Source organism: Bacteroides sp. AM41-16 (assembly GCF_003603495.1).
Taxonomy (GTDB): domain Bacteria; phylum Bacteroidota; class Bacteroidia; order Bacteroidales; family Bacteroidaceae; genus Bacteroides; species Bacteroides uniformis.
Genome location: NZ_QTNE01000007.1, coordinates 60,273 through 80,424, shown reverse-complemented (window position 1 = coordinate 80,424; position 20,152 = coordinate 60,273). Strand labels below are relative to the sequence as shown.

Genomic DNA, 20,152 nt, shown 5'->3' with positions numbered 1-20,152 from the left:
TAATATTGCACTCTAAAAACAAGAAAACATGAGATATACTACTTTACTCCTTTGTTTTTGCAGCATTCTGCTCCTTGGCAGCTGCAAGAGCCAGCCCTCCGCACAGAACGGACAGCCGCTGGAAGTGATGACGTTCAATGTCCGCCTGGATATTCCTTCGGACAGTGTAAACAACTGGAATTACCGCAAGGGTGACGCCTGCCGTATGATAGCCTACTACAGCCCCGACTTGCTGGGCATGCAGGAAGTGCTTCACAACCAAATGGAAGACCTAAAACGCGGGCTGCCGCAATACACAGCACTCGGTGTGGGGCGCGACGACGGCAAGGAAGCAGGCGAATACTGCCCGATATTCTTCCGGACCAACCGGTTTACACTGGTGGAATACGGCAATTTCTCCCTCAGCGAGCAACCCGAAACTATCGGCATCAAGGGCTGGGACGCTTCCTACAACCGTGTCACCACCTGGGCGATACTGCAGGAAAAGAACAACGGACAAAAGTTTGTATATTTCAACACCCATCTGGACAACGACGGAAAGACAGCCCGCAAAGAGGGCGTGCAACTCATTCTCGACAAAATCAAGGAGATAGCACCGGACATGCCCGCCATCATCACCGGTGACTTTAACTGTACGCCCGGTGAAGAACCTCTGCAAACGCTGGAAAAGGGAGGAATGGAAAATGCTGCAAAGACAGCTGCCGTCACCTACGGCCCGTCCTGGTCTTTCCATGACTTCGGCCGCCTGCCGGTGGAGGAACGCGTACTGCTGGACTATGTCTTCGTGACCAAAGGCGCAAAGATAGACCGCTACCGCGTTATCCAAGACAAACCGGAGAACAGCTACCTTTCCGACCACTGTCCTATACTTGTTGAATTGACCGTGCAATGAATATAGATAAGTAAATGATAAAAAAACAAGTAAGCATTGGTACAATGAGAATACAATACTGTTTATTATTGTTCCTGCTGTTGCTCGGTTTCACGCAATGCAAAAGCCCCGCCGCCAAAGAAGACCGGCTGAGCGACGATGCCCTGATGGACACCGTACAGCGCCGTACCTTCAACTACTTCTGGGAAGGTGCCGAGCCCAACAGCGGACTGGCACGCGAACGCATCCACATGGACGGTGTCTATCCGGAGAACGACCAGAACGTAATCACGTCCGGCGGAAGCGGCTTCGGCATCATGGCCATACTTGCCGGTATAGACCGCGGCTATGTCACCCGCCAGGAAGGGCTGGAACGAATGGAGAAAATCGTCTCCTTCCTCGAAACCGCCGACCGTTTCCACGGTGCCTACCCGCACTGGTGGTATGGCGATACGGGCAAGGTGAAACCCTTCGGGCAGAAAGACAATGGCGGCGACCTGGTAGAAACAGCCTTCATCATGCAGGCGCTGCTCTCCGTCCACCAGTACTACATCGACGGTTCGCCCGCCGAGCAAGCCCTCGCCGCCCGCATCGACAAGCTGTGGCGCGAAGTGGACTGGAACTTCTACCGCCAGAACGGCCAGAACGTGCTCTATTGGCACTGGAGTCCGGAATACGGTTGGGAAATGAACTTTCCCGTACACGGTTACAACGAATGCCTCATCATGTATATCCTTGCCGCCGCCTCGCCTACCCACGGCGTGCCTGCAGCAGTCTATCACGAGGGCTGGGCGCAGAACGGGGCCATTGTAGACCCTCATAAAGTGGAGAATATCGAGTTGCATCTGCGCTATCAAGGCACAGAAGCCGGACCGCTCTTCTGGGCACAATACTCGTTTCTCGGCCTCGACCCCATCGGGCTGAAGGATGAATACTGCGCCAACTACTTCGACGAGATGCGTAACCTGACGCTTGTGAACCGTGCCTACTGTGTCCGCAACCCCAAGCACTACAAAGGTTTCGGGCCCGACTGCTGGGGACTGACAGCCAGCTACTCCGTCAACGGATATGCCGCCCACGCTCCCAACGAACGCGACGACCAGGGAGTCATCTCTCCAACTGCCGCCTTGTCATCCATCGTCTATACCCCGGAACAGTCGTTGCAAGTGATGCGTCACCTCTACGAGATGGGAGATAAGGTCTTCGGCCCCTATGGCTTCTACGATGCTTTCAGCGAAACGGACAACTGGTATCCGCAGCGCTACCTCGCCATTGACCAGGGCCCGATAGCCGTCATGCTCGAGAATTATCGGTCGGGACTGCTGTGGAAGCTCTTCATGAGTCATCCGGATGTGCAGAAAGGGTTGAAGGAGTTGGGGTTCTCAACAGTCAGCAAGTAACTTACTATCATAAAAAATCCCCTTCTGAAACTTGTATTCTCTGATGAATAGCGAGGTACAAGTTTCAGAAGGGGATGTATTTACAACCTATTCACCGCCGCCACCGGAACCACTGCCACCGCTCTTCACATCATCATTGCTGATAGTGCGCGCAGCCTTTTTCACGCTTGCCTTCAACTCACCGATACGGTAGCTGACGCTTATGCCGAAGCGTTGGCGGCTGTACTTATAATTGCTTTCCCGTATAAAACCGCTGCCTTCGGTGGTGGAGCTTTGGTCCATATACTTCTTGAAGAAGTTGCTGGCAAAGGCAGACAAGGTGAGGCGCTTGTCCAGGAAGGACTTGTTGACGCTCAAGCCATAATCAAAGAAGCTGCTGCCCTTACCTTGCAGCATAATCCACGGCGTCTGTCCGAAGACATTCAGACTGATGCGCCAGTCATGGGGCAGCGTCTGCTGTGCACCGCCGTAGGCAAAGAGGCTCCAGCCATCGTTACGCATGCCTTCACTGCCCTCCAGATAAGAGTAATTGCCGCTCATGTTCATGTAGATACGTGTACGTGGAGTGGCATTCCAGTTGACGTAGCCGTTCACACTGGCATAACGGGTCTTGCCGATGTTGGCATAGGTAGAATAAAGCACATCCTTGCCCGTGGGATTCTTCAATCCCTCAATCTCCGTATCGGGCATGAGCCTTGTCACATTCTCAATACTGTTGTTGGTAAACGAGTAACGGGCCGAGATATTGATGTTGAACTTCTGTGTGAAGTTACTGTAACTCAAGTTGAAAGCATGGCTCTTCTCGCTGTCCAGCTCCGGATTACCCTGGCTGATGTAGGAGGGGTCCGTATCATTCAGATAAGGATTCAGAGACCAGATTCCCGGACGATAGATACGCATGTTGTATCCTAAACGCAGATTGGACATATCCGTCAGCTTGTAGCCGATGGAAGCGGAAGGCACTACGTCGTCAAAGTTCTTTGTGAAATCCTCACCGCGGCCCACCAGATACTTCACATCTTGGATGGTATGCTCGTAGCGTAATCCCAAACGGCCCGAAAGTCTCTTCACCTTCAGTCCATATCCCAGATAGGCGGCGATAATATCGTTCAAATGCTTGTAGCGTGAGCTCTGGTCCTTGTTGTATTCATACTTTCCGGTATCGTCCGCATCAAAACGGTCGTCTTCGGAGGAGTTGTTGCGCAGAATGTACTTGGCACCTGCCTCCAATGTATGCAGCTTGCCGATAGGCGTGGTATAGTCGGCCTGGAACGTATGCTCCGTGGTATTCTGCTCACCGTCGTTATGCTGGTTCTTCAAACGGTTCAGATAGTCTGCCCAATCGGGGTTATAGCCATTGTCTATTTCATATTCCGTATAGGAATCCGACGTTTGCGGACGGGTGTTTATCTTGTAGGAGAACGTCAGCATGCGGTCCTTGACCTTGAACAGACGCTGGTAGTCGATACCTCCGTCGATGGAATACCAGGAAGACTTGCTGCGGTTGAAGGCAGAGTAGCTGTAAATGGGAGCAGCGTTTATGTTCTCCGGAAAAGTAGCGATGTAGTCCGTAGAGCCGTTACTCTTGTTCCCGCCGCCCCAAAGTCCGAAAGACATGGTGACCAGGCGTAATGTATCTATTTCGTAGCTGGCCTCCATGCTGCCCGACTGGAAAGAACCGTGTCCCTTGTTGCTGCCATCATAGTCCAGATTGGAAGAATTCTCCGTAACAGCTTCCGGTGTCACATGCTGGCTACCACTGCTGTAGTTGCGGGGCTGGTCGTTGTAATTGTAATTGTAGCGGGCGCTGACGGTCAGCTTTCCGCTCTTTATGGTACCGAATGCCCCGCCGCCTGCACCGCGGTTGCTGACGTTGGCACTGAACGTAGCCGTATAGCCTTCGAGTCCGCTGCCCACGGTGACGATGTTCAGAATACCGCCCACACCCTCGGCGTCATACTTGGGGCCGGGATTGGTTATCACTTCAATATGCTTGATACTGTTTGCAGGCATACTTTTCAGCACTTCCGTCGGGTTGTTGCTCATCATGTTGTTGGGCTTTCCGTTGACATATACCTTAAAGCTGCTACTCCCGTTCACCTGAATATTGTCCTCGCCATCCACCGTTACCAACGGTACCTTGCGAAGCATTTCCAGCACGGAGTTCGACTGGGCGTCAGGGTCATCCTGCACATTGTACTCTATCTTGTCGATATCTGCCTTCACCAGAGGCTTCTGTGCCACTATTTCCACCTGCCCCAGCTCATTGGAGGCATCTACGATATACAGCGTGCCGAAGTCCACCAGCTTCTCCCCTGCCTTCACAGAAAAGTCCTTCACGATGGGAGTACGTCCCACGGAAGTGATGGTCATCACGAAGTTGCCCGTACCGGGTACTTTCTCCTGGAACTGGCCTTTCATGTCCGTTACCAGCATTTTCAGCGCCTTTGCAGGGGCCTCTTTCTTCACGATTTTAATGGTAGCATAAGGTTCACCCTCCTGGGTGAGTGAGTCGAGCAAAATTCCTTTAACCTGGAAAGAAGTGTTTGCCGTGTTTTGCGCTGCAAGCAGTCCCGAAATCATCAGCATCCATAGCAGCACAGTCCATTTTGTTCTCATTGCGTTTTTATATTTAGTGACTATTCATGTTTATTGTCTTGGTATTAGACGTTTCCCGTTCGAGTTTTGTCACAATGAATTCGGCAAAAATAGCCCCTTTTTCATGCATTTACGAGACTTTCGGAGTTAAAAAAGCAAAAAGAAAGCAATTTAGAGAAAATAGAAGAAAAGTAACAGACAGATATTTGCGGCAATAACAGAGCCGAATCCCCCCAATATCCACGGCCGCAAAGGGCTTTTTCCACCGGCAAAGAATAACGCGTAGCACATGTTTACCGCTATATTGCTGACAATAGCCTGCATGCTGCAAGCCGTAATCACCAGCACCGCCACACTGCCCGTTCCTTGAAGCAGGTTCAGGATGAAAGGAGTAATGTCACTGAACCCCGAAATGAAAGAGAGCAAGTTCAGTCCACCCGTGCCGGCATACACCAGCGTATAGTGGGTCAAGATAGTGAACACCACAAACAGCATGGCAAAAATCAGCGCTACCTTGAACTCCAACGGATTACTGCTGTCCTCGTCCTCCGTGGTCTGCGTGCCGTCGTCCACCCGTTTCCGCTTGGAATGCAGATACCATGCCACGGCTGCCGTTACCACCGACATTATCAGCAGGTAGGGATAAATGGCCAGTAGCGTCTCCCGGCTGAAAATACCTATCAATATCAAGAAACGGAGGAACATCATGCTGACCGCCAACAACATGGCTGCCACATATTCGGGAGCATCCTGCACAGAAGCCTTACGGCTCTTTCGCGCCAGTACGGAAATGGTAGCCGTGCTGCTGTACAAGCCTCCCACGATGCCCGAAACCAGAATGCCCGACTCATGGAAAACGTAACGCTTCAACAGATAAGAAAGGTAGGAAATGCCCGATACAACCACCGTGGCCAGCCAAATACTGTATGGCGTCAGGTTGATGCCGGGAATAAGATTCTCATTGGGCAGCATCGGCAGGATAATGCCGCTGATGGCAAGGAACTTGGCAAGCGTAATCATCTCGTCGTTCTTCATGCGCTGGGCCAGTTCCGTGAAGGTGTGTTTCAGCTCGGTGAAGAGCAGGACGGTCACTATGACCATGACGTAGAACCACGACGGCTGCGTGGCCACAATGGGAGCAATGCAGTAGGTGATGAGTGCAATAATGATGGTGGTTACTCCGAACACATGGTACTGTGACTGCTTCACATAATAGTTCAGTCCGAGCAGCAGTCCCAGAATGGCTCCTCCTCCCATGAACAGACGATAGCCCGTAGGGTCGAGGATATAGAGCAGATAGCCCAGAATGCCTATAAAAGTGAAGGTGCGGTCGGTACCGAAAAGCGTAGTTTCCCCTTCGCGCTTCAAGCTGATTTTACGCTGTGAAAGCCCGATGAGTAAAGAGAATACGGTGACCAAAAGGAAGGTGACCAGTTCTCTTGGCAGGTAGTCGTAAAGTTTCTCCATGACGATTAAACAAGTACGGCATACAATTGGTTTGCTACCACGTGGTGAAAGGGTGTTTCATCAGTTGCGAGTTATAGTAGCGGACGTCTCCCGTCACCTCCCGTCCGATGAATGCAGGTTTCACGAAAGGCTCGTCTTCCGAGGAGAGTTCCACCTCAGCCACAGTCAGCCCTTCGTTCTCGCCATAGAATTCATCCACCTCAAAGACGTGCTGTCCGCTGCGCACCAGGTAACGGGTCTTGTCGATGACACCCGGTTCGCACAGTTTCAGCAATTCCCGCGCTTCGCACAGCGGAATTTCCTTTTCCCACTCGTAGCGGCTCGTTCCCGATTCATTGGATGCACCCTTGATGGTGAGAAATCCCCGTTCATCGCGGATGCGCACCCGTACTGTCCGTCCACGTGCACTGCTGATGTATCCTTGTACGATACGGCTGTGTGCATACGCTTGTGGCTTGTATTCTCCCGTCACGAGGAATTTCCGTTCTATCTCCTGCGGCATGTCGTTTCCAGTGATTTTATCAGCCCCAGTAAGAGTAAGCCACAAACATGGCGATGACCAATACAATGGCTATTACTCCCATCGTCATCATCACTTTCTTGGCTTGTTGCTCTTCCTTCTGGCTATGCATTGCTTTCTTTTTACTTTTTCCCATGGTGTGTTTTATAGTTTAAAGTTCAACGATGAACAAAGTAAGAAGAAATTCGGGAAGAATGCAAATGAAAGGGAGAAAATTTATTCGCCGCTTCCTGCAAACTCCATCAGGTAAGCTTTGATAAAGCCGTCTATCTTTCCATCCATCACGCCATTCACATCACTGGTCTGGAAGTTGGTACGGTGGTCCTTCACGCGGCGGTCGTCGAAGACGTAGCTACGAATCTGGCTACCCCATTCGATTTTCTTCTTACCGGCTTCCACCTTTGCCTGCTCGGCCATGCGGTGCTGGAGTTCCTTGTCGTAAAGCATGGAACGGAGAAGACGGAGAGCGTTCTCGCGGTTCTTGGGCTGGTCTCGCGTCTCGGTATTTTCAATCAGGATTTCTTCCTCTTCGCCCGTATATGGGTCCTTATACTGATAGCGCAGACGGACACCGGACTCTACCTTATTGACGTTCTGTCCACCGGCACCACCACTTCGGAAGGTATCCCATGACATGCGGGCAGGTTCGATGTTCACCTCGATGGTATCATCTACCAAGGGAGTGACAAACACGGATGCAAAAGAAGTCATGCGCTTGCCTTGGGCATTGTAGGGCGAAACACGCACCAAGCGGTGTACACCGTTCTCACCTTTTAGGTAGCCGTAGGCATAATCGCCGGAAATCTCGATGGTACAAGTCTTGATACCTGCCTCATCTCCTTCCTGAAGGTTGGCGATGGTGGCCTTATAGCCGTGAGTCTCGGCATAGCGCAGATACATACGCATCAGCATGCTTGCCCAGTCCTGGCTCTCCGTACCACCGGCACCTGAGTTGATTTTCAGCACACAGTCCATCTGGTCGGCTTCCTCTCGAAGCATATTCTTGAGTTCGAGAGCCTCGACAGCAGTGATTGCCTTGACATAGGCATCGTCCACTTCCTCTTCAGTCACCAGTTCGTCTTTGTAAAAGTCGAAAGCCAGTTGTACCTCATCGGCCAAGGTCTTTACCTCATTGTAGCCGGAAATCCATTGCTGCAAGCCTTTCACTTTCTTCATCTGAGCCTCGGCAGCCTTCTGGTCGTCCCAGAAACCGGGAGCCTGGGTGCGGAGCTGCTCTTCTTCCACTTGTATCTTCTTTCCTTCAATGTCCAGATAGCGGTTCAACGCCTCGGTACGTTCTTTGATATCTTTCAGTTGTTCTGCGGTAATCATATATGCATTTACAATTTAGGAAGTGCAAAGGTATAAAAAAACACATAATTCCGCAATTGTCAATCCAATAAGTAATACTAACAGCAAATGATTTCACCAGAACACCCTAAAGATTTATTCAAAAAACAAGGTGCCGAAAAAGGCCGGACAGTGAAACATGGGGTGTTCCAGCCGGATAGGACTCCAAGAAAGGAAATGGGGAGTCTGGAGCTTGTCACCACACTTGTAGAAATTCCCTCTCATTGTTTTCCCATCCAGAGAACCGACGGAATGCTGGAAGAAAGCAGAAACGGGAATAACCATGACCAGTTCCCAGCTGCACTCGCCCAAACGTTCCTCGAAAGGTTCGCCGCCCAACGAACTCCAACGTTTCACCATGCCCAGCACCTCCTGACTCGCCGTGGGACGGCGCTCATTGACTGCACCTCCCTGAATCAGTAGTCTGCCGACGCAGTTACATTCGAAATTGTAATAGCGGTCATCACCTTCGGGAGATACGAAGAATTCCACACAAGCATCCTCCCATACCCGGCCATTGTCTCCGGAAGCCACTGCACGCACACTGGCTTCCTTCACTTTGTAGTGGAGCAGGATTTCGCGCCCCGTATGGGCTATGCGGAAACTCACTTCCGGCTTATAGGGGTAATCTTTCCAGTTGACCACATCAAGGGGCTGAAACTCTATCCCGTTCCCGTCCAGCAAGGACGGCACAGCCCCACCTTCCGGTGAAGCCGTACACATTACTTTCCTTACGGGCAAACTCTTTCCACTCTGAGCATTGCAATAAACCATGCCTACCATCGAAAACACAAAGAGCAGAAAGAGTTTGCTCCCGTAATCTCTCACTATCATAAAACGTCCTTTCATTTCTTAGAAGAATCCTTGTCTGCCACTGTCACATCCCATCCGGAAACGACATCGCCGTAAAGATAGAACGTCACGTCAAAAGTAGTCTTGCTATTATTGTCTACCACCTGATAACAGCGCGTTGCGTCGTAGGAATCCACCTCCTTGTACTCGCCCAATGCCAGCGGAGCCGGCTCTTCCTTACCGGCAGCCGTGGCTATGATTTGCTGCATGCGTTCCTGCATCAGTTTCATAATGCCTTCGTGTTTGAACGGATCCGGTTCGGCCACCTTAGGATAGGTTGCCTTTATCACTCCACCGTTGGCGGCACGCACGGCTCTGACACTGTCCGTATAAGCCTTGAACTGCTTCTTCACCTCCGGAGAACGCAGACCGAGCATCGTAAACACGGCAATTCCCTGGGCGCCGTTGTTCAAGGCGGCATCCATGCACTCAAACATCATCGGCCCGTCCGTGGCGGTCATGCCACAATACAGCGTCGTCATGTCGTTCTTGTCGCGTGCATTCTCCACCGTACAGTCGGAAATGAAGCTGGCATCGCCCGTATAGAAAGTATGGTAAACCATCGGGAATACAATGTCAAGATTCCATTTGCCCCAGTCCTGACGTACCATGCGCGAGGACATCTTCGGAGTAGGGAACGGAGAGGCAGCCATTGTCTTGCCGTAGGAGTGTACCACTTCGGCAATCATATTGGCCACTTCGGTTATCTGGTCGCAACGGAACTGACGCCACTTCACATCAAGCGAAGGGTCTTCCTGTTCGCGAGGGTCATAACCATGCTGCTCCTTGAACTTCTTGAGCATTTCCGGATGATAGCCGTAATCCCATGCAGCGTATTCACGGTCCTGCACAATGCCGTAGCGAGGCCACAAGGTAGTAGGAAGCACCACATCCACAAAACGGTGGTAGTCGATGGCAATGCCGTTCAAACCTTCCACTTCGCAATAGGTCTTGATTTTCTCCTTGATGAACTCACGGACTTCGGGCAGTGCCGGGCAAAGGAATTTGTAATAGCCTACGTAGGCGGTAGTGTCTGCCAGGCTCTTGCCGTTACGGTTCACACTGAACCATTCGGGATGTTCTTTCAATATTTTGTCACGGTCGTGTTCCAGATTCATGGTCCATAGCCAGGCATACACTTCGATTCCGTGTTTATGGGCAATCGGTATGGCTACCCGGTAATCGTCGGGAGTCGGTGCATTCAGCATGATTCCGTCCATGCCGATGTCGTTCATCACTTGGCAAATGGAGTCGAAGTTCATACCGGGACGATAGTCCAGCCACGTCCAGAACATGGGATATTCTTTGTTTGTCTCTTTAGTTCCCTGCTGGCACGAAAACAGGCCCAGCGCCAGGAACAGCAATAAGAATGCAGGTAAAAAGTTCTTTTTCATTCTATCTAAATTTTAAGTTTAACGTGCAGTTTTTCCATCACCCAGGTAACGCCGATTACCACAAAGGCAAAGCAGAGGCAATTGACCAGTCCCATGAATCCATGCGTAAACCAGTCCGGCAGGATAACACCGGTCACATCGGCGAATCCATAAAAGACATAAGGCACCAGATAGGTAGTCAGCGTAGCCGTTCCGGCAGGGCGTATCAGATTGAACCAGCCCGTGACCTGATGACTGACCAAGCAGCCAAGCACCGTATAGAGTGCCACGGAAATGGCAGTTACATAGAACACCCAGGGAGGAGTGCCGCCTATCTTGGCTACAATCCAAAAATGATGCGCCCCTATCCCGGCCAACAGAAGCAGGACAGCAGCCGTCAGCCCGTTGCGAAGTTTCCAACCGTCACCCTTGTCGGCATAGCGGGCACTGAGAATGGAAAGGATGATACCTCCCATTGTAAATGCGGGCAAAGCTCCGTTGCCGATGTGCAGGATGCCCAGCATACCTTGATAGAAGTTACGTTCGGGAAAGGTAAGAATGGCCTCGCCGCCAAAGCTTTCGCGCAAAGGCGTGCCCAACAGACATATCAGAATGAAGACTCCCCAGATGGGCAGCAGATACTTCAACCGGTCACGGCTGAAGAAATAAATCACGGCACATACCAGATAAGTCCAGCCGATGGATCCCAATATTCCCCAATAAGCCCCGAATACACCTTCCTGCGGATTGCGGAAGGTAAAGGCAAGGTAGAGAAGAACCAATACGCCGATTATCTTGAAAGCACGGAAAAGGTTCTTCTGAGTACCGGAAGCCGGTTTCGGATATTGGTTCCACACGCCGATAAAGCCTATGGCCATCAAGAACCAGTATACCCCTATCGGATAGGGAGCTTCCGGTGAAAGCCGGAACTCCGAGTTTGTGATGAATGCCCCCATCACCAGCAAAGCAAAGGTGCGGGAAAGGATATGTCCTAAGGTGGATTCTGCCGAAAAGCCTTTGGCATATCTGCGTTCGATGGCGTATGGTATGGACATTCCCACTGCAAACAAGAAGCAGGGGAATACAATATCCGCCAGTCCCATAAAGTCTTCACCATAAACGGCATGTTCCAGCCAATGGGGTACGTCATGCACTTTCCAGAAGTCATTGACGAAAATCATGGTGAACATGGTCAACGCCCTCAGCATGTCAATGGCCGGATTGCGCCGTGAATAAACAGTCTTGTCACTCATATCATCTTGCTTTAGAATTCGGAAACCAACATCAGCCATCTGGCAGCCGAAGAGCCCCAGACTTCCTTATAAGTAGCCGTATTGAACTGCGACCAGTAGGGAGCATCTTCATTGAAATAAGACTGCATACCTACGGGTATCTCTCCTACCGTTTCTCCGGGCAGTGCCGTATAGAGCTGCGGATAGTTGCTGCCCTCCCCATAAATCATGGACTGTCCGAAAGGATTCCTGCCTACAACCCAGAAGAGCTGCTGTTCGGCAATGTCTTTCAGTTCCTTGTCCTTCAACACTCTGGCGCAAATGGCTGCGGCTTTTCCGGTAGACAAATGTACGGCAATATTTCCTTTGAACGAGAACCAGACGGGGAATATACGCAAGTAATGCTCCTTATCCAGACGGATACCGTTCTCGAGCTGTTCTTTGAAATCCTTCGCAGCACCACTGCGAATGCCTACCTGGACGGCGTAGAAGTTGACGGAGTCCTTCACTTCATCCTTGTGATAGATGCCGCTGGGCACCATTCCATAAGGATATACATACTTCATGATGTTCTTCAGATAACCGCCATAGAGTTTCATGGCACGAATCCACTGCTCATACTCGGCATGACGGGGCTGCGTTTCGCAGAGGGCGGCAAGGGCTTCCATGTAGGCATAATCGCGAGACTGATGAGTATAGTGTACAATGGACTTCTTTGCCAAATCGCGATAGAAGAAGCCGCAGGTCTTGTCTTTGTCTTTCAACGGTTCGGTGCGCTGGCACTGCAAGGTGTAGCGGATGGCTTTTACAGCCTCATCGGCATACTGCTGTTCGCCGGTCAGCTTATAGAGCATGCTGGCCGCCCATGAGATGTTGGCGTGATACTGGCTCTCGGATGCCATGGCGGCATGTCCCCCACCCTTCTTTATCAGCTCGGCAAAGCCAAGTTCGTTGAAGCGCTTCATGGCATAGCCGAAGTCTTCCTTTGCAATCTTCTTCAGATTACCCTTAAGCGACTCGTCATTTTCAATCCTCATGGAGGCATACGCTTCAATTCCTGCAAGCAGGAAATTCTCCAAAGCTCCGTTATGGACAAGCAGTTCGCGGCGACCGGCATCATCGTCGGTGCCCACCTTACCGTCGGTCCATAGGTTGGTGCCCCATGTCTGTGCACGGTAGCCATCGCCCAGACGGGTCTTCATCACATAGTCCATTCCCCACAAAGCCTCTTCCATCAGGCGGTTGTACAAGTCTATATTGCCTTTTTCTTTGGCACGTTCGGCCATCAAGAGCAAGGAATAGGCTATCTCTCCCGTCTGTAAGGTCTGTTGGGACATATCGGCGGCATCGTGCCATCCTCCGTTTATAGGAATGATATGTCCGTTGTAAGTGGCATGCAGGTCATTATGACAAGCCCCGTGCTTTCCGGGAACGGGATAACCGCAACGCTCGCAGAACAGGAAGTTCACCATACGCCAGGCAGAATCATCCCACACATCCTGATGGATATAGAAAGGCAAGGTGGTGACATCCCCTACCTGAATGACGTAACGGCCTTGTGTCTTGAAGTCCGAGAAGTCTATTGTCTCGAACTCTCCCAGGCCGGTCTTTTCCTTACGAACGGGACCGGTATAAACAATGGCCTGCGTAGCGGCATCCTTCAACTGGAACTGTCCGCCGTGCTTTTCCACATTGACAATGGCGCTTTTGGGGCTCTCTATACTATAACCGGTAGTAGAGAAGATGATGCGATTCTGTGCAGGCATCCAGCCTTTCACGGTTTCCGGGTTCTCCACCTTCTGAAGTTCCACGGCATCTACATCGAAGCGAAGGAAGTCGCCCATAGTACGTTCTTTGCCGAACACTTCGATGGCAAATGAAATCTTGGTTACCTTGTCGCGCGCCAGTCCGGACATCTCGACGAAGCATTCGTTCCATTGGTTATTTTTCAGATTGATTTCGTGGTAGCCTTCCCGACCGTAAATGTCGGGTACTTTTATTTCTCCGTCATTCTCCACATAAAGGTTGAGGTAGATGCTGCGTGCTCCTTCGCACGTGGGATAGATATAGAACTTCAGGCGGTTGTAACCTTCCCAGTTCACACCTCCTATATCATAAGAGGCCATGCAAGTGCCGCGTCCCAAACCCCAGCCAAGAATCTTCTCCGGATGGGCGGGAGCTTCCAGACGCAGACTGTGCTTGCCGGACTTGCTCCGTTCGTCAGTCAAACCAATCTTACCGATGCCCTTATGCGACCATTTGGAGAAATCCTCCATATCACACAGCATCACGGTTTCCAACACTTTCTTTTTCAAGCCGAATGTTTCGAAAGCCTTTGTCTCGTCGAGCGGTAACGGACTGTGCACGTAGCCCGTGCTGACGATGTCGGCTTTCAACTTTTCATCTACCTGGGCATGAAGCAAAACGCAGCAACCGATAACTAAATCAAAAAGCAAAAAGATAAGTTTTATTACATTCTTCATCATATTATAATTATTAAGTTATAAGGTGATTAAAGCATAAAGGAGAAGAAAATTAGTACAAATATATGAGGAACTATGCCTAATCTCAATTTTCAACAAGTCTTTGAATAGTTGTTTGAGTGGCATACTCTCTACTAATACAATAAGTTTCTCCATATACAGTAGTAACATATGCCCTAAGTTCAGAAGTTACAGGACTACCAAAAATAACTTTAGCAGCATCTCCTTCGGAAGCAAGCAAAAACATGCCTGTAGTCCCCCATTCATATTTCAGAATAGGGTGATTGCCGACAACACGTACCATATACACGTCAACTCCAAAGCGCTTTACCTCTGTTGGGTAATTAACAAAATCTCCTTCAAAAAATCGAGGATACAAATAACTTATCGCTGATTTATCTCCCTCACTAAACCCAGACCATTGATATTCGGCAGTTCCTCCATTCATCACAGAATAGGGATCTGAATCAAAAGTTCCAGTAATACCATTGGCCACAGATTCACCCAATGATTTCCAATTTGTATGCCTTAGTCCGAAGCAATGTCCCAACTCATGTACCATATTATATATCTTCTGAAGTCTTGGAATGGTTTTGTTATAATCATAATCCAAATTTATCCAAATAGAGGAACCTGGTTTTCCATTCATAGGCCAAGAGCCTGCCGCAATAGTATTGTTCGGTAAAGGAGTGCTAGCATCACTACGGATGAGTATATCCGGATTGGCAGCTGTAGTATAAGTCATTTTAAGGTTACTAAGAGGATTCCACAGATTGATGGCTTCCTGTATTTCATCTCGCCAATCATCCACACCTGATGCAGGTATCGAGCTATCAACACCAACGGTAATTGCTCTTTGTTTGGGGTGACCAATTAAACCGGTAGTATGATAAGCCTGCCTTGTTTGTGGTTGACTATAAGTGACAAGTTTACTTTTTTCAAGGTATATATCACCTTGAATAAGATAACCTGACTTCAACTCTACCACATCTAAAGTATCGAATCCAAGTGATTGGATTATACACATACCATCTTCTATTGAAACGCTTTGCTGTTCTTCTTGTTCTTCAAAGTCAACAGTTTCCAACTCATTATAACAAGCGCTCATAAACATTAAAAACATAGAATAGCATAATATAAACAAGCCATTCACGAGATATTTTGAATTCATAATAATCAATTATTATATTAAACAAAAAATACATAAAGGGAAATATGAAATATGTTTTTCATACTTCCCCTTAAAAAAACATGCTTCAAAAAGTCCTCATCACTTAATCTCTATGATAATAATGCGGATTAGAAGTTCGGTTTATCTACATCCCAGAAGATGCGAGTACCGCCATTGTCCGGTCCGCCCAACATTTCGACGGCTTTGGCATAACCGGTAGGATTATTGCCTTTTTCATTGATGGTGAAGGGTAAACGGCGTGGGCCAAGATCTGTATCAATCTCACCTTGACTGTAGTTCACCATTACCGGGAATAATTTGGGATAACCAGTGCGACGTATCTCAGCCCAGCCATTCATACCTTCAGGATAAATAGCAATCCAGCGTTGTGTGGCAATCTTAGCAAATTTTTCCTCGTTACTCAAAGACTCGTCCCATTTAGCAGTCACCTTGCTCTGGCCTTCAATGCTGGCAGCGGGAATAACGGGGTCTACATACGCTGCAGCAGTAGTCGTACTGCTTAAATAATCGCCCACAGCGGCTCCCCATTGTTCGAACGATGTCCGTATACCCTTTTCATACAAGCTCTGAGCGGTGCCCTTACCATTTACATCCCAACCACGCAAAGCAGCTTCGGCTTCCAACAAAATGGTTTCGGCAGCAGTTGCCAAAATAGCAGGAGAGGTTTCTGTCAAGTTGGGTCGACTTACAATCGCCTTATAGGCATCCGAAAACCCTTCTTCTTCCAGTCCTTTAATACCAAGACGAATACCAAAATATTCACTCTTGCTGTTCTGTGTAGCATACTTATCAAGACGCGCATCGCCCATACCAGACAAGATAGAAGGAATATTAGCGCCTAAAACACCATCTCCATAGTTGAATGCAATACCGTAAAGCGGATTGACATAACCGTTTCCTGCAATGCCGAAATTAGCATCATTGGTTTCAATCAATCCATTACTATCGTTCATGGCAGCTTCCGCCTCACTTTTTGCCCAAGCAGCATCATACTTCACAATACGCATGGCCAAACGCAAACGAATGGTGTTACACAACTGCGCCCATTTGTTCAAGTTACCTCCATAGGCATAATCAAACATCATAAACGAAGCCACATCCTTTTCTTTAGCAGTACGCAGCACGTCTGCAGCTTCTTTCAATTCTTCAAAGAATTTTTTATAAGCATCCTGTCCTGAATCATACTCACCACCAGTAGCCGATTCGCCATAGTGAGAATAGATAATACATCCGTATTGGTCGGCAAGACGCGACATAGCTATTACGCGGCAGATGGTATTGATAGCCTCGAAATGGGCATACGTCTCCATATCGTCTTTGCACTTGTTGGTGATTTTCAAGCTTTCCACCATTACGTTTCTATAAGCATAATCCCAACAGTTGTCATTCCATCCTGCATTCATGGCATAGGTCACATTACTTACATTGCCGGCAAATGCAGTAGCCGTACTGATATAGCCTGACCACAAATCGGCATTCAAATTTTGAATAAGCTGATATTCCCATACATTGACACCTGCATTTTTATTATAATAGATAGACTGCATCATGGGAATGAAGTGCATACCAATGTAGTTGTTATCTTGTTTTAGTTCTTCATCGCTCACTCCCTTCGGATTAGTGTTCATATCCTCGAACGCTCCCGTACATGCCGAGAATAAGGTAGCTGCCAGCAGCGCTACAGCTGTAAGTCTAAATATATTTTTCATAATCATATCTACTGTTTAAAAATTAACTTTCAAGTTGAACCCAATCGAACGGTTGGTAGGCATACCAAACACATCAACTCCTTGCAGACGGTTGCTGGTAGAAAGCATGCCATCAGGATCATATGGAGCATTGTTCTTGAAGAAGAACAGGTTGCGGCCTACAAGTGAAACCTGTGCGTTCTTAATGACACCAGTCTTTGCCAACCAAGCCTGAGGCAGACTATAGCCAATGGAAAGTTCGCGCAAACGTATGTTGGTAGCACTGTACATATAATGCTCGGTCACACCCGCACGGCCACCAACCTGATTATAGAAGCCTTCCACATCTGTAATTTGACGGCCTTCCAGCATCACGTAACCACGGTCACGAGCATCACCCGTTGCCTTGCTTACTCCCTGCTGATCGAGGTCGGCTTCCGTCAAAGACATCACTTCACCTCCAAAACGTCCATCAATCAAGAAGTAAAGAGAGAAGTCCTTCCACGTGATTGTATTGCTCCACCCCAAGTTAAAATCAGGAGTAGAATTACCCAGTTTCACCGGATTTGTCTTGTCCACCAATGGAAGTCTATCACTATCTTTTTGTCCTTCTTTTGCAGGTTCATACTGAATATTGCCTTTTTCGTCACGTACAAAAGTAGTACCGTAAATGTCACCAAACGAACCACCTACTTCTAAACGACTCCATACATTGTTACTTTCGCCACCGCTAAATGTAAAATAACCAAAGTCATCACCAGCCAGTGCCTTTGCTTCGTTCTTATTGGTTGCAAAGTTAACACCGGTTTTCCAGCGGAAATCCTTAGTCATGACAAGAGTTCCATTCAACATAACTTCGACACCGGTATTCTGAATATCACCGGCATTGATGTAATATCGGGCGTATTGTGAACCTGACGGAGCATCCAACGTAAAGAGTTGATTCTTTGTATTAGTCTTATAATAAGTGAAGTCGAACTCCAAGCGGCTATTGAAAAAGCGCCACTCAGTACCAAACTCAATGGAAGTAGTCATTTCCGGTTTCAGTTCTGCAAACGGAGCTGTACTGTTGAAATTGATGCTACCACTCTTTGTAATGGAGTTGAGAGGATTTGAAGTATAAGTATTCAAACCGTTACCCACCTTCGACCATGCACCGCGAATCTTACCTAAATCAATCCAAGAAGGTAATTTCAATGTTTCGTTCAGCAACCATGTCACACCTACTGACGGATAGAAAAAGCCTTTGTTTTTGTATTTGGTAAATGCCAATGTTGAAGTCCAGTCGTTACGTGCTGTCACGTCCACATAAATCTGATCTTTGAAGCCTACCTGACCGGTGAAGAACACACTCTGGCTTTGAGTATGGGTTTTCCAATCGGTCAATGAGCCCTTGTTCAAGGAGCAGTTCTGCATAGTGAATACGTTGGGCACAGAGAGTATACCCGGATAGGAATCGAAACCTGTACCGTTTCCTGTATAATCGTTGATGCTGGCACCTACCGAAGCATTGACACTGAAGTTAGTGAATTGCTGTTGATAAGTAAACAAAACATCCCCATAAGAAGAAAGGCTACTTGATTCACCGTAGATGTAACGACCGTTAGTTCCTGTTCCAGCCGGATTCATACCACACAACACCGGGCTGGTACCTGCATACATACGTGTATTGTTCTTGTCTACAACATAGTCGGCACTACCACGAGCCTGTATACTGAACAGGTCATTGAACTTATACTTCACACTCAGATTCAACAATGTACGATAACGGGTATCCTCATTCGGAACCTTATTAATCAACCAATAGGGATTCTGCTCCATATCAGTACCTTGAGATTTATACCAGTTCTGGTCCATTATGTTACGACCGGCATTAAGAATCTGATAATTATCTTTGTAGTAGTTAAAGTCCTTTCCACCTTCAACACCACCACGCGGGAAGTGATAAAGACCTACCAAAGGATTCATGTAATAACCTCCCGAAGTAGTACGGTTGTTCCCCCTTTGATACATCGCATTGATATTGGCATCAACAGTCAGTTTGTTATTGAGGAAGTTGGCAGTTTCGCGAAAATTGAAATTATGCTTCACCAAGCTATTACCTTCCACCACGCCCTTGCCGTAAGTATTAGCATAGGAAAAGTAAGTTTGCATAGCTTGCGAACCCATGCTCAACGAGAGCGAGTTGATAGTAGTGACACCTGTTTTGAAGAAATCGTCTGTATAGTCGGGACTACCTTTGATATCACTGCCCCAACTGGTTGACACACCCGTATAGTGATTCTGGAATTCGGGAATACCGTATGCAGCTATATCGAAAGTGGTGCTGGTATTGAAACTGATACTGGCGCGTCCTTCCTTGCCCTTCTTAGTGGTAATAATCACCACACCATTGGCAGCCGAACTACCGTAAAGTGCAGCTGCGGCAGGGCCTTTCAATATGTTCATGCTCTCAATATCATCGGGATTCAGATTGGAAATACCGTCGCCACGGTCGTAGTTACCACTGTCGTTGTCTCCGCCGATAGTAGTTGAGGTATTTTCGTTGGTAGATGAACCGAACGGTACACCGTCTATCACATACAACGGCTGGTTACTTCCGCTTACAGAACGGTTACCACGAATAATCACTTTAGAAGAACCTCCCAAACCGGAAGAACTCTTATTAATCTGCACACCTGCCGTCTTACCGGCCAATGCGTTCATCATATTGGGGTCTTTCACGCGTGCCAATTCATCACCGTTTACTACCTGAGTAGAGTAAGTCAGTGATTTTTCTTTCTTTGCGATACCCAATGCCGTTACCACCACTTCATCCAGCAGCTTGGCATCATTCTTTAATGTGACTCTTATCGTCCCCGGAGTGATGGGAACTTCTTGTGTTATCATACCTACGAAAGACACTTGCAGGATTTTCGCACCTGCGGGCGCATCTGTAATAGTGAATTTGCCGTCTAAATCCGTTACGGCTCCGGTAGTGCTTCCTTTTACCAATACGGAAGCTCCGATAATCGGTTCATTGTCCTCAGCTGAAATAACGATACCGGTAATGGGGGAATTTTGGGCTGCTACCCAACCGATGGCTGCCAGCAGGCAAACCAAGGTCAGCATAATTCTTTTTTTCAT

14 protein-coding genes are annotated in these 20,152 nt (G+C 48.5%); 2 read left to right on the top strand and 12 right to left on the bottom strand.

What is annotated here, in order from left to right; genetic code table 11:
- Positions 1 to 28: 28 nt before the first annotated feature.
- Both DW896_RS08330 and DW896_RS08325 read left to right on the top strand, forming a co-directional pair.
- Positions 29 to 892, top strand: coding sequence for an endonuclease/exonuclease/phosphatase family protein (locus DW896_RS08330; protein ID WP_117680920.1), 864 nt, complete (start codon positions 29 to 31; stop codon positions 890 to 892).
- Positions 893 to 936: 44 nt separating this feature from the next.
- Positions 937 to 2,271 (top strand): glucoamylase family protein, encoded by a 1,335-nt coding sequence (locus DW896_RS08325; RefSeq protein WP_119993118.1) that lies wholly within the window; start codon positions 937 to 939, stop codon positions 2,269 to 2,271.
- Positions 2,272 to 2,358: 87 nt separating this feature from the next.
- Here DW896_RS08325 and DW896_RS08320 read toward each other — a convergent pair whose 3' ends face one another.
- From DW896_RS08320 to DW896_RS08270, 12 genes are all read right to left on the bottom strand, one after another.
- Positions 2,359 to 4,890 carry a TonB-dependent receptor domain-containing protein gene (locus DW896_RS08320; RefSeq protein WP_119993116.1) on the bottom strand — a complete coding sequence of 844 codons (2,532 nt, stop codon included), beginning with the start codon at positions 4,888 to 4,890 and terminating at the stop codon, positions 2,359 to 2,361.
- A gap of 150 nt (positions 4,891 to 5,040) precedes the next feature.
- Positions 5,041 to 6,336 carry a DUF4010 domain-containing protein gene (locus DW896_RS08315; protein ID WP_005830344.1) on the bottom strand — a complete coding sequence of 432 codons (1,296 nt, stop codon included), beginning with the start codon at positions 6,334 to 6,336 and terminating at the stop codon, positions 5,041 to 5,043.
- A 34-nt stretch (positions 6,337 to 6,370) separates the two neighbouring features.
- Complete coding sequence (locus tag DW896_RS08310; RefSeq protein WP_025831621.1) at positions 6,371 to 6,838, bottom strand: CYTH domain-containing protein; 468 nt, start codon at positions 6,836 to 6,838, stop codon at positions 6,371 to 6,373.
- 19 nt (positions 6,839 to 6,857) lie between these two features.
- Positions 6,858 to 6,992, bottom strand: coding sequence for a hypothetical protein (locus tag DW896_RS21815; RefSeq protein ID WP_005830349.1), 135 nt, complete (start codon positions 6,990 to 6,992; stop codon positions 6,858 to 6,860).
- Positions 6,993 to 7,072: 80 nt separating this feature from the next.
- Complete coding sequence (gene prfB / locus DW896_RS08305) at positions 7,073 to 8,188, bottom strand: peptide chain release factor 2 (RefSeq protein WP_117713767.1); 1,116 nt, start codon at positions 8,186 to 8,188, stop codon at positions 7,073 to 7,075.
- A gap of 114 nt (positions 8,189 to 8,302) precedes the next feature.
- Complete coding sequence (locus tag DW896_RS08300) at positions 8,303 to 9,055, bottom strand: carbohydrate-binding family 9-like protein (protein WP_119993114.1); 753 nt, start codon at positions 9,053 to 9,055, stop codon at positions 8,303 to 8,305.
- Positions 9,052 to 10,452: a family 10 glycosylhydrolase gene (locus DW896_RS08295; protein WP_119993112.1), complete on the bottom strand. Its 1,401-nt coding sequence runs from the start codon at positions 10,450 to 10,452 to the stop codon at positions 9,052 to 9,054. The genes DW896_RS08300 and DW896_RS08295 overlap by 4 nt, the downstream gene beginning before the upstream one ends.
- Before the next feature lie 5 nt (positions 10,453 to 10,457).
- Positions 10,458 to 11,684 (bottom strand): DUF5009 domain-containing protein, encoded by a 1,227-nt coding sequence (locus DW896_RS08290; RefSeq protein ID WP_008662716.1) that lies wholly within the window; start codon positions 11,682 to 11,684, stop codon positions 10,458 to 10,460.
- 11 nt (positions 11,685 to 11,695) lie between these two features.
- On the bottom strand, positions 11,696 to 14,146 hold the full coding sequence (locus tag DW896_RS08285; protein ID WP_119993135.1) for a glycoside hydrolase family 9 protein: 2,451 nt from the start codon (positions 14,144 to 14,146) through the stop codon (positions 11,696 to 11,698).
- A gap of 85 nt (positions 14,147 to 14,231) precedes the next feature.
- Positions 14,232 to 15,317, bottom strand: coding sequence for a M57 family metalloprotease (locus tag DW896_RS08280; RefSeq protein ID WP_227186670.1), 1,086 nt, complete (start codon positions 15,315 to 15,317; stop codon positions 14,232 to 14,234).
- A gap of 128 nt (positions 15,318 to 15,445) precedes the next feature.
- Positions 15,446 to 17,047 carry a SusD/RagB family nutrient-binding outer membrane lipoprotein gene (locus DW896_RS08275; RefSeq protein WP_005834583.1) on the bottom strand — a complete coding sequence of 534 codons (1,602 nt, stop codon included), beginning with the start codon at positions 17,045 to 17,047 and terminating at the stop codon, positions 15,446 to 15,448.
- 15 nt (positions 17,048 to 17,062) lie between these two features.
- Positions 17,063 to 20,152, bottom strand: a complete 3,090-nt coding sequence (locus DW896_RS08270; RefSeq protein WP_119993110.1) for a SusC/RagA family TonB-linked outer membrane protein — start codon at positions 20,150 to 20,152, stop codon at positions 17,063 to 17,065.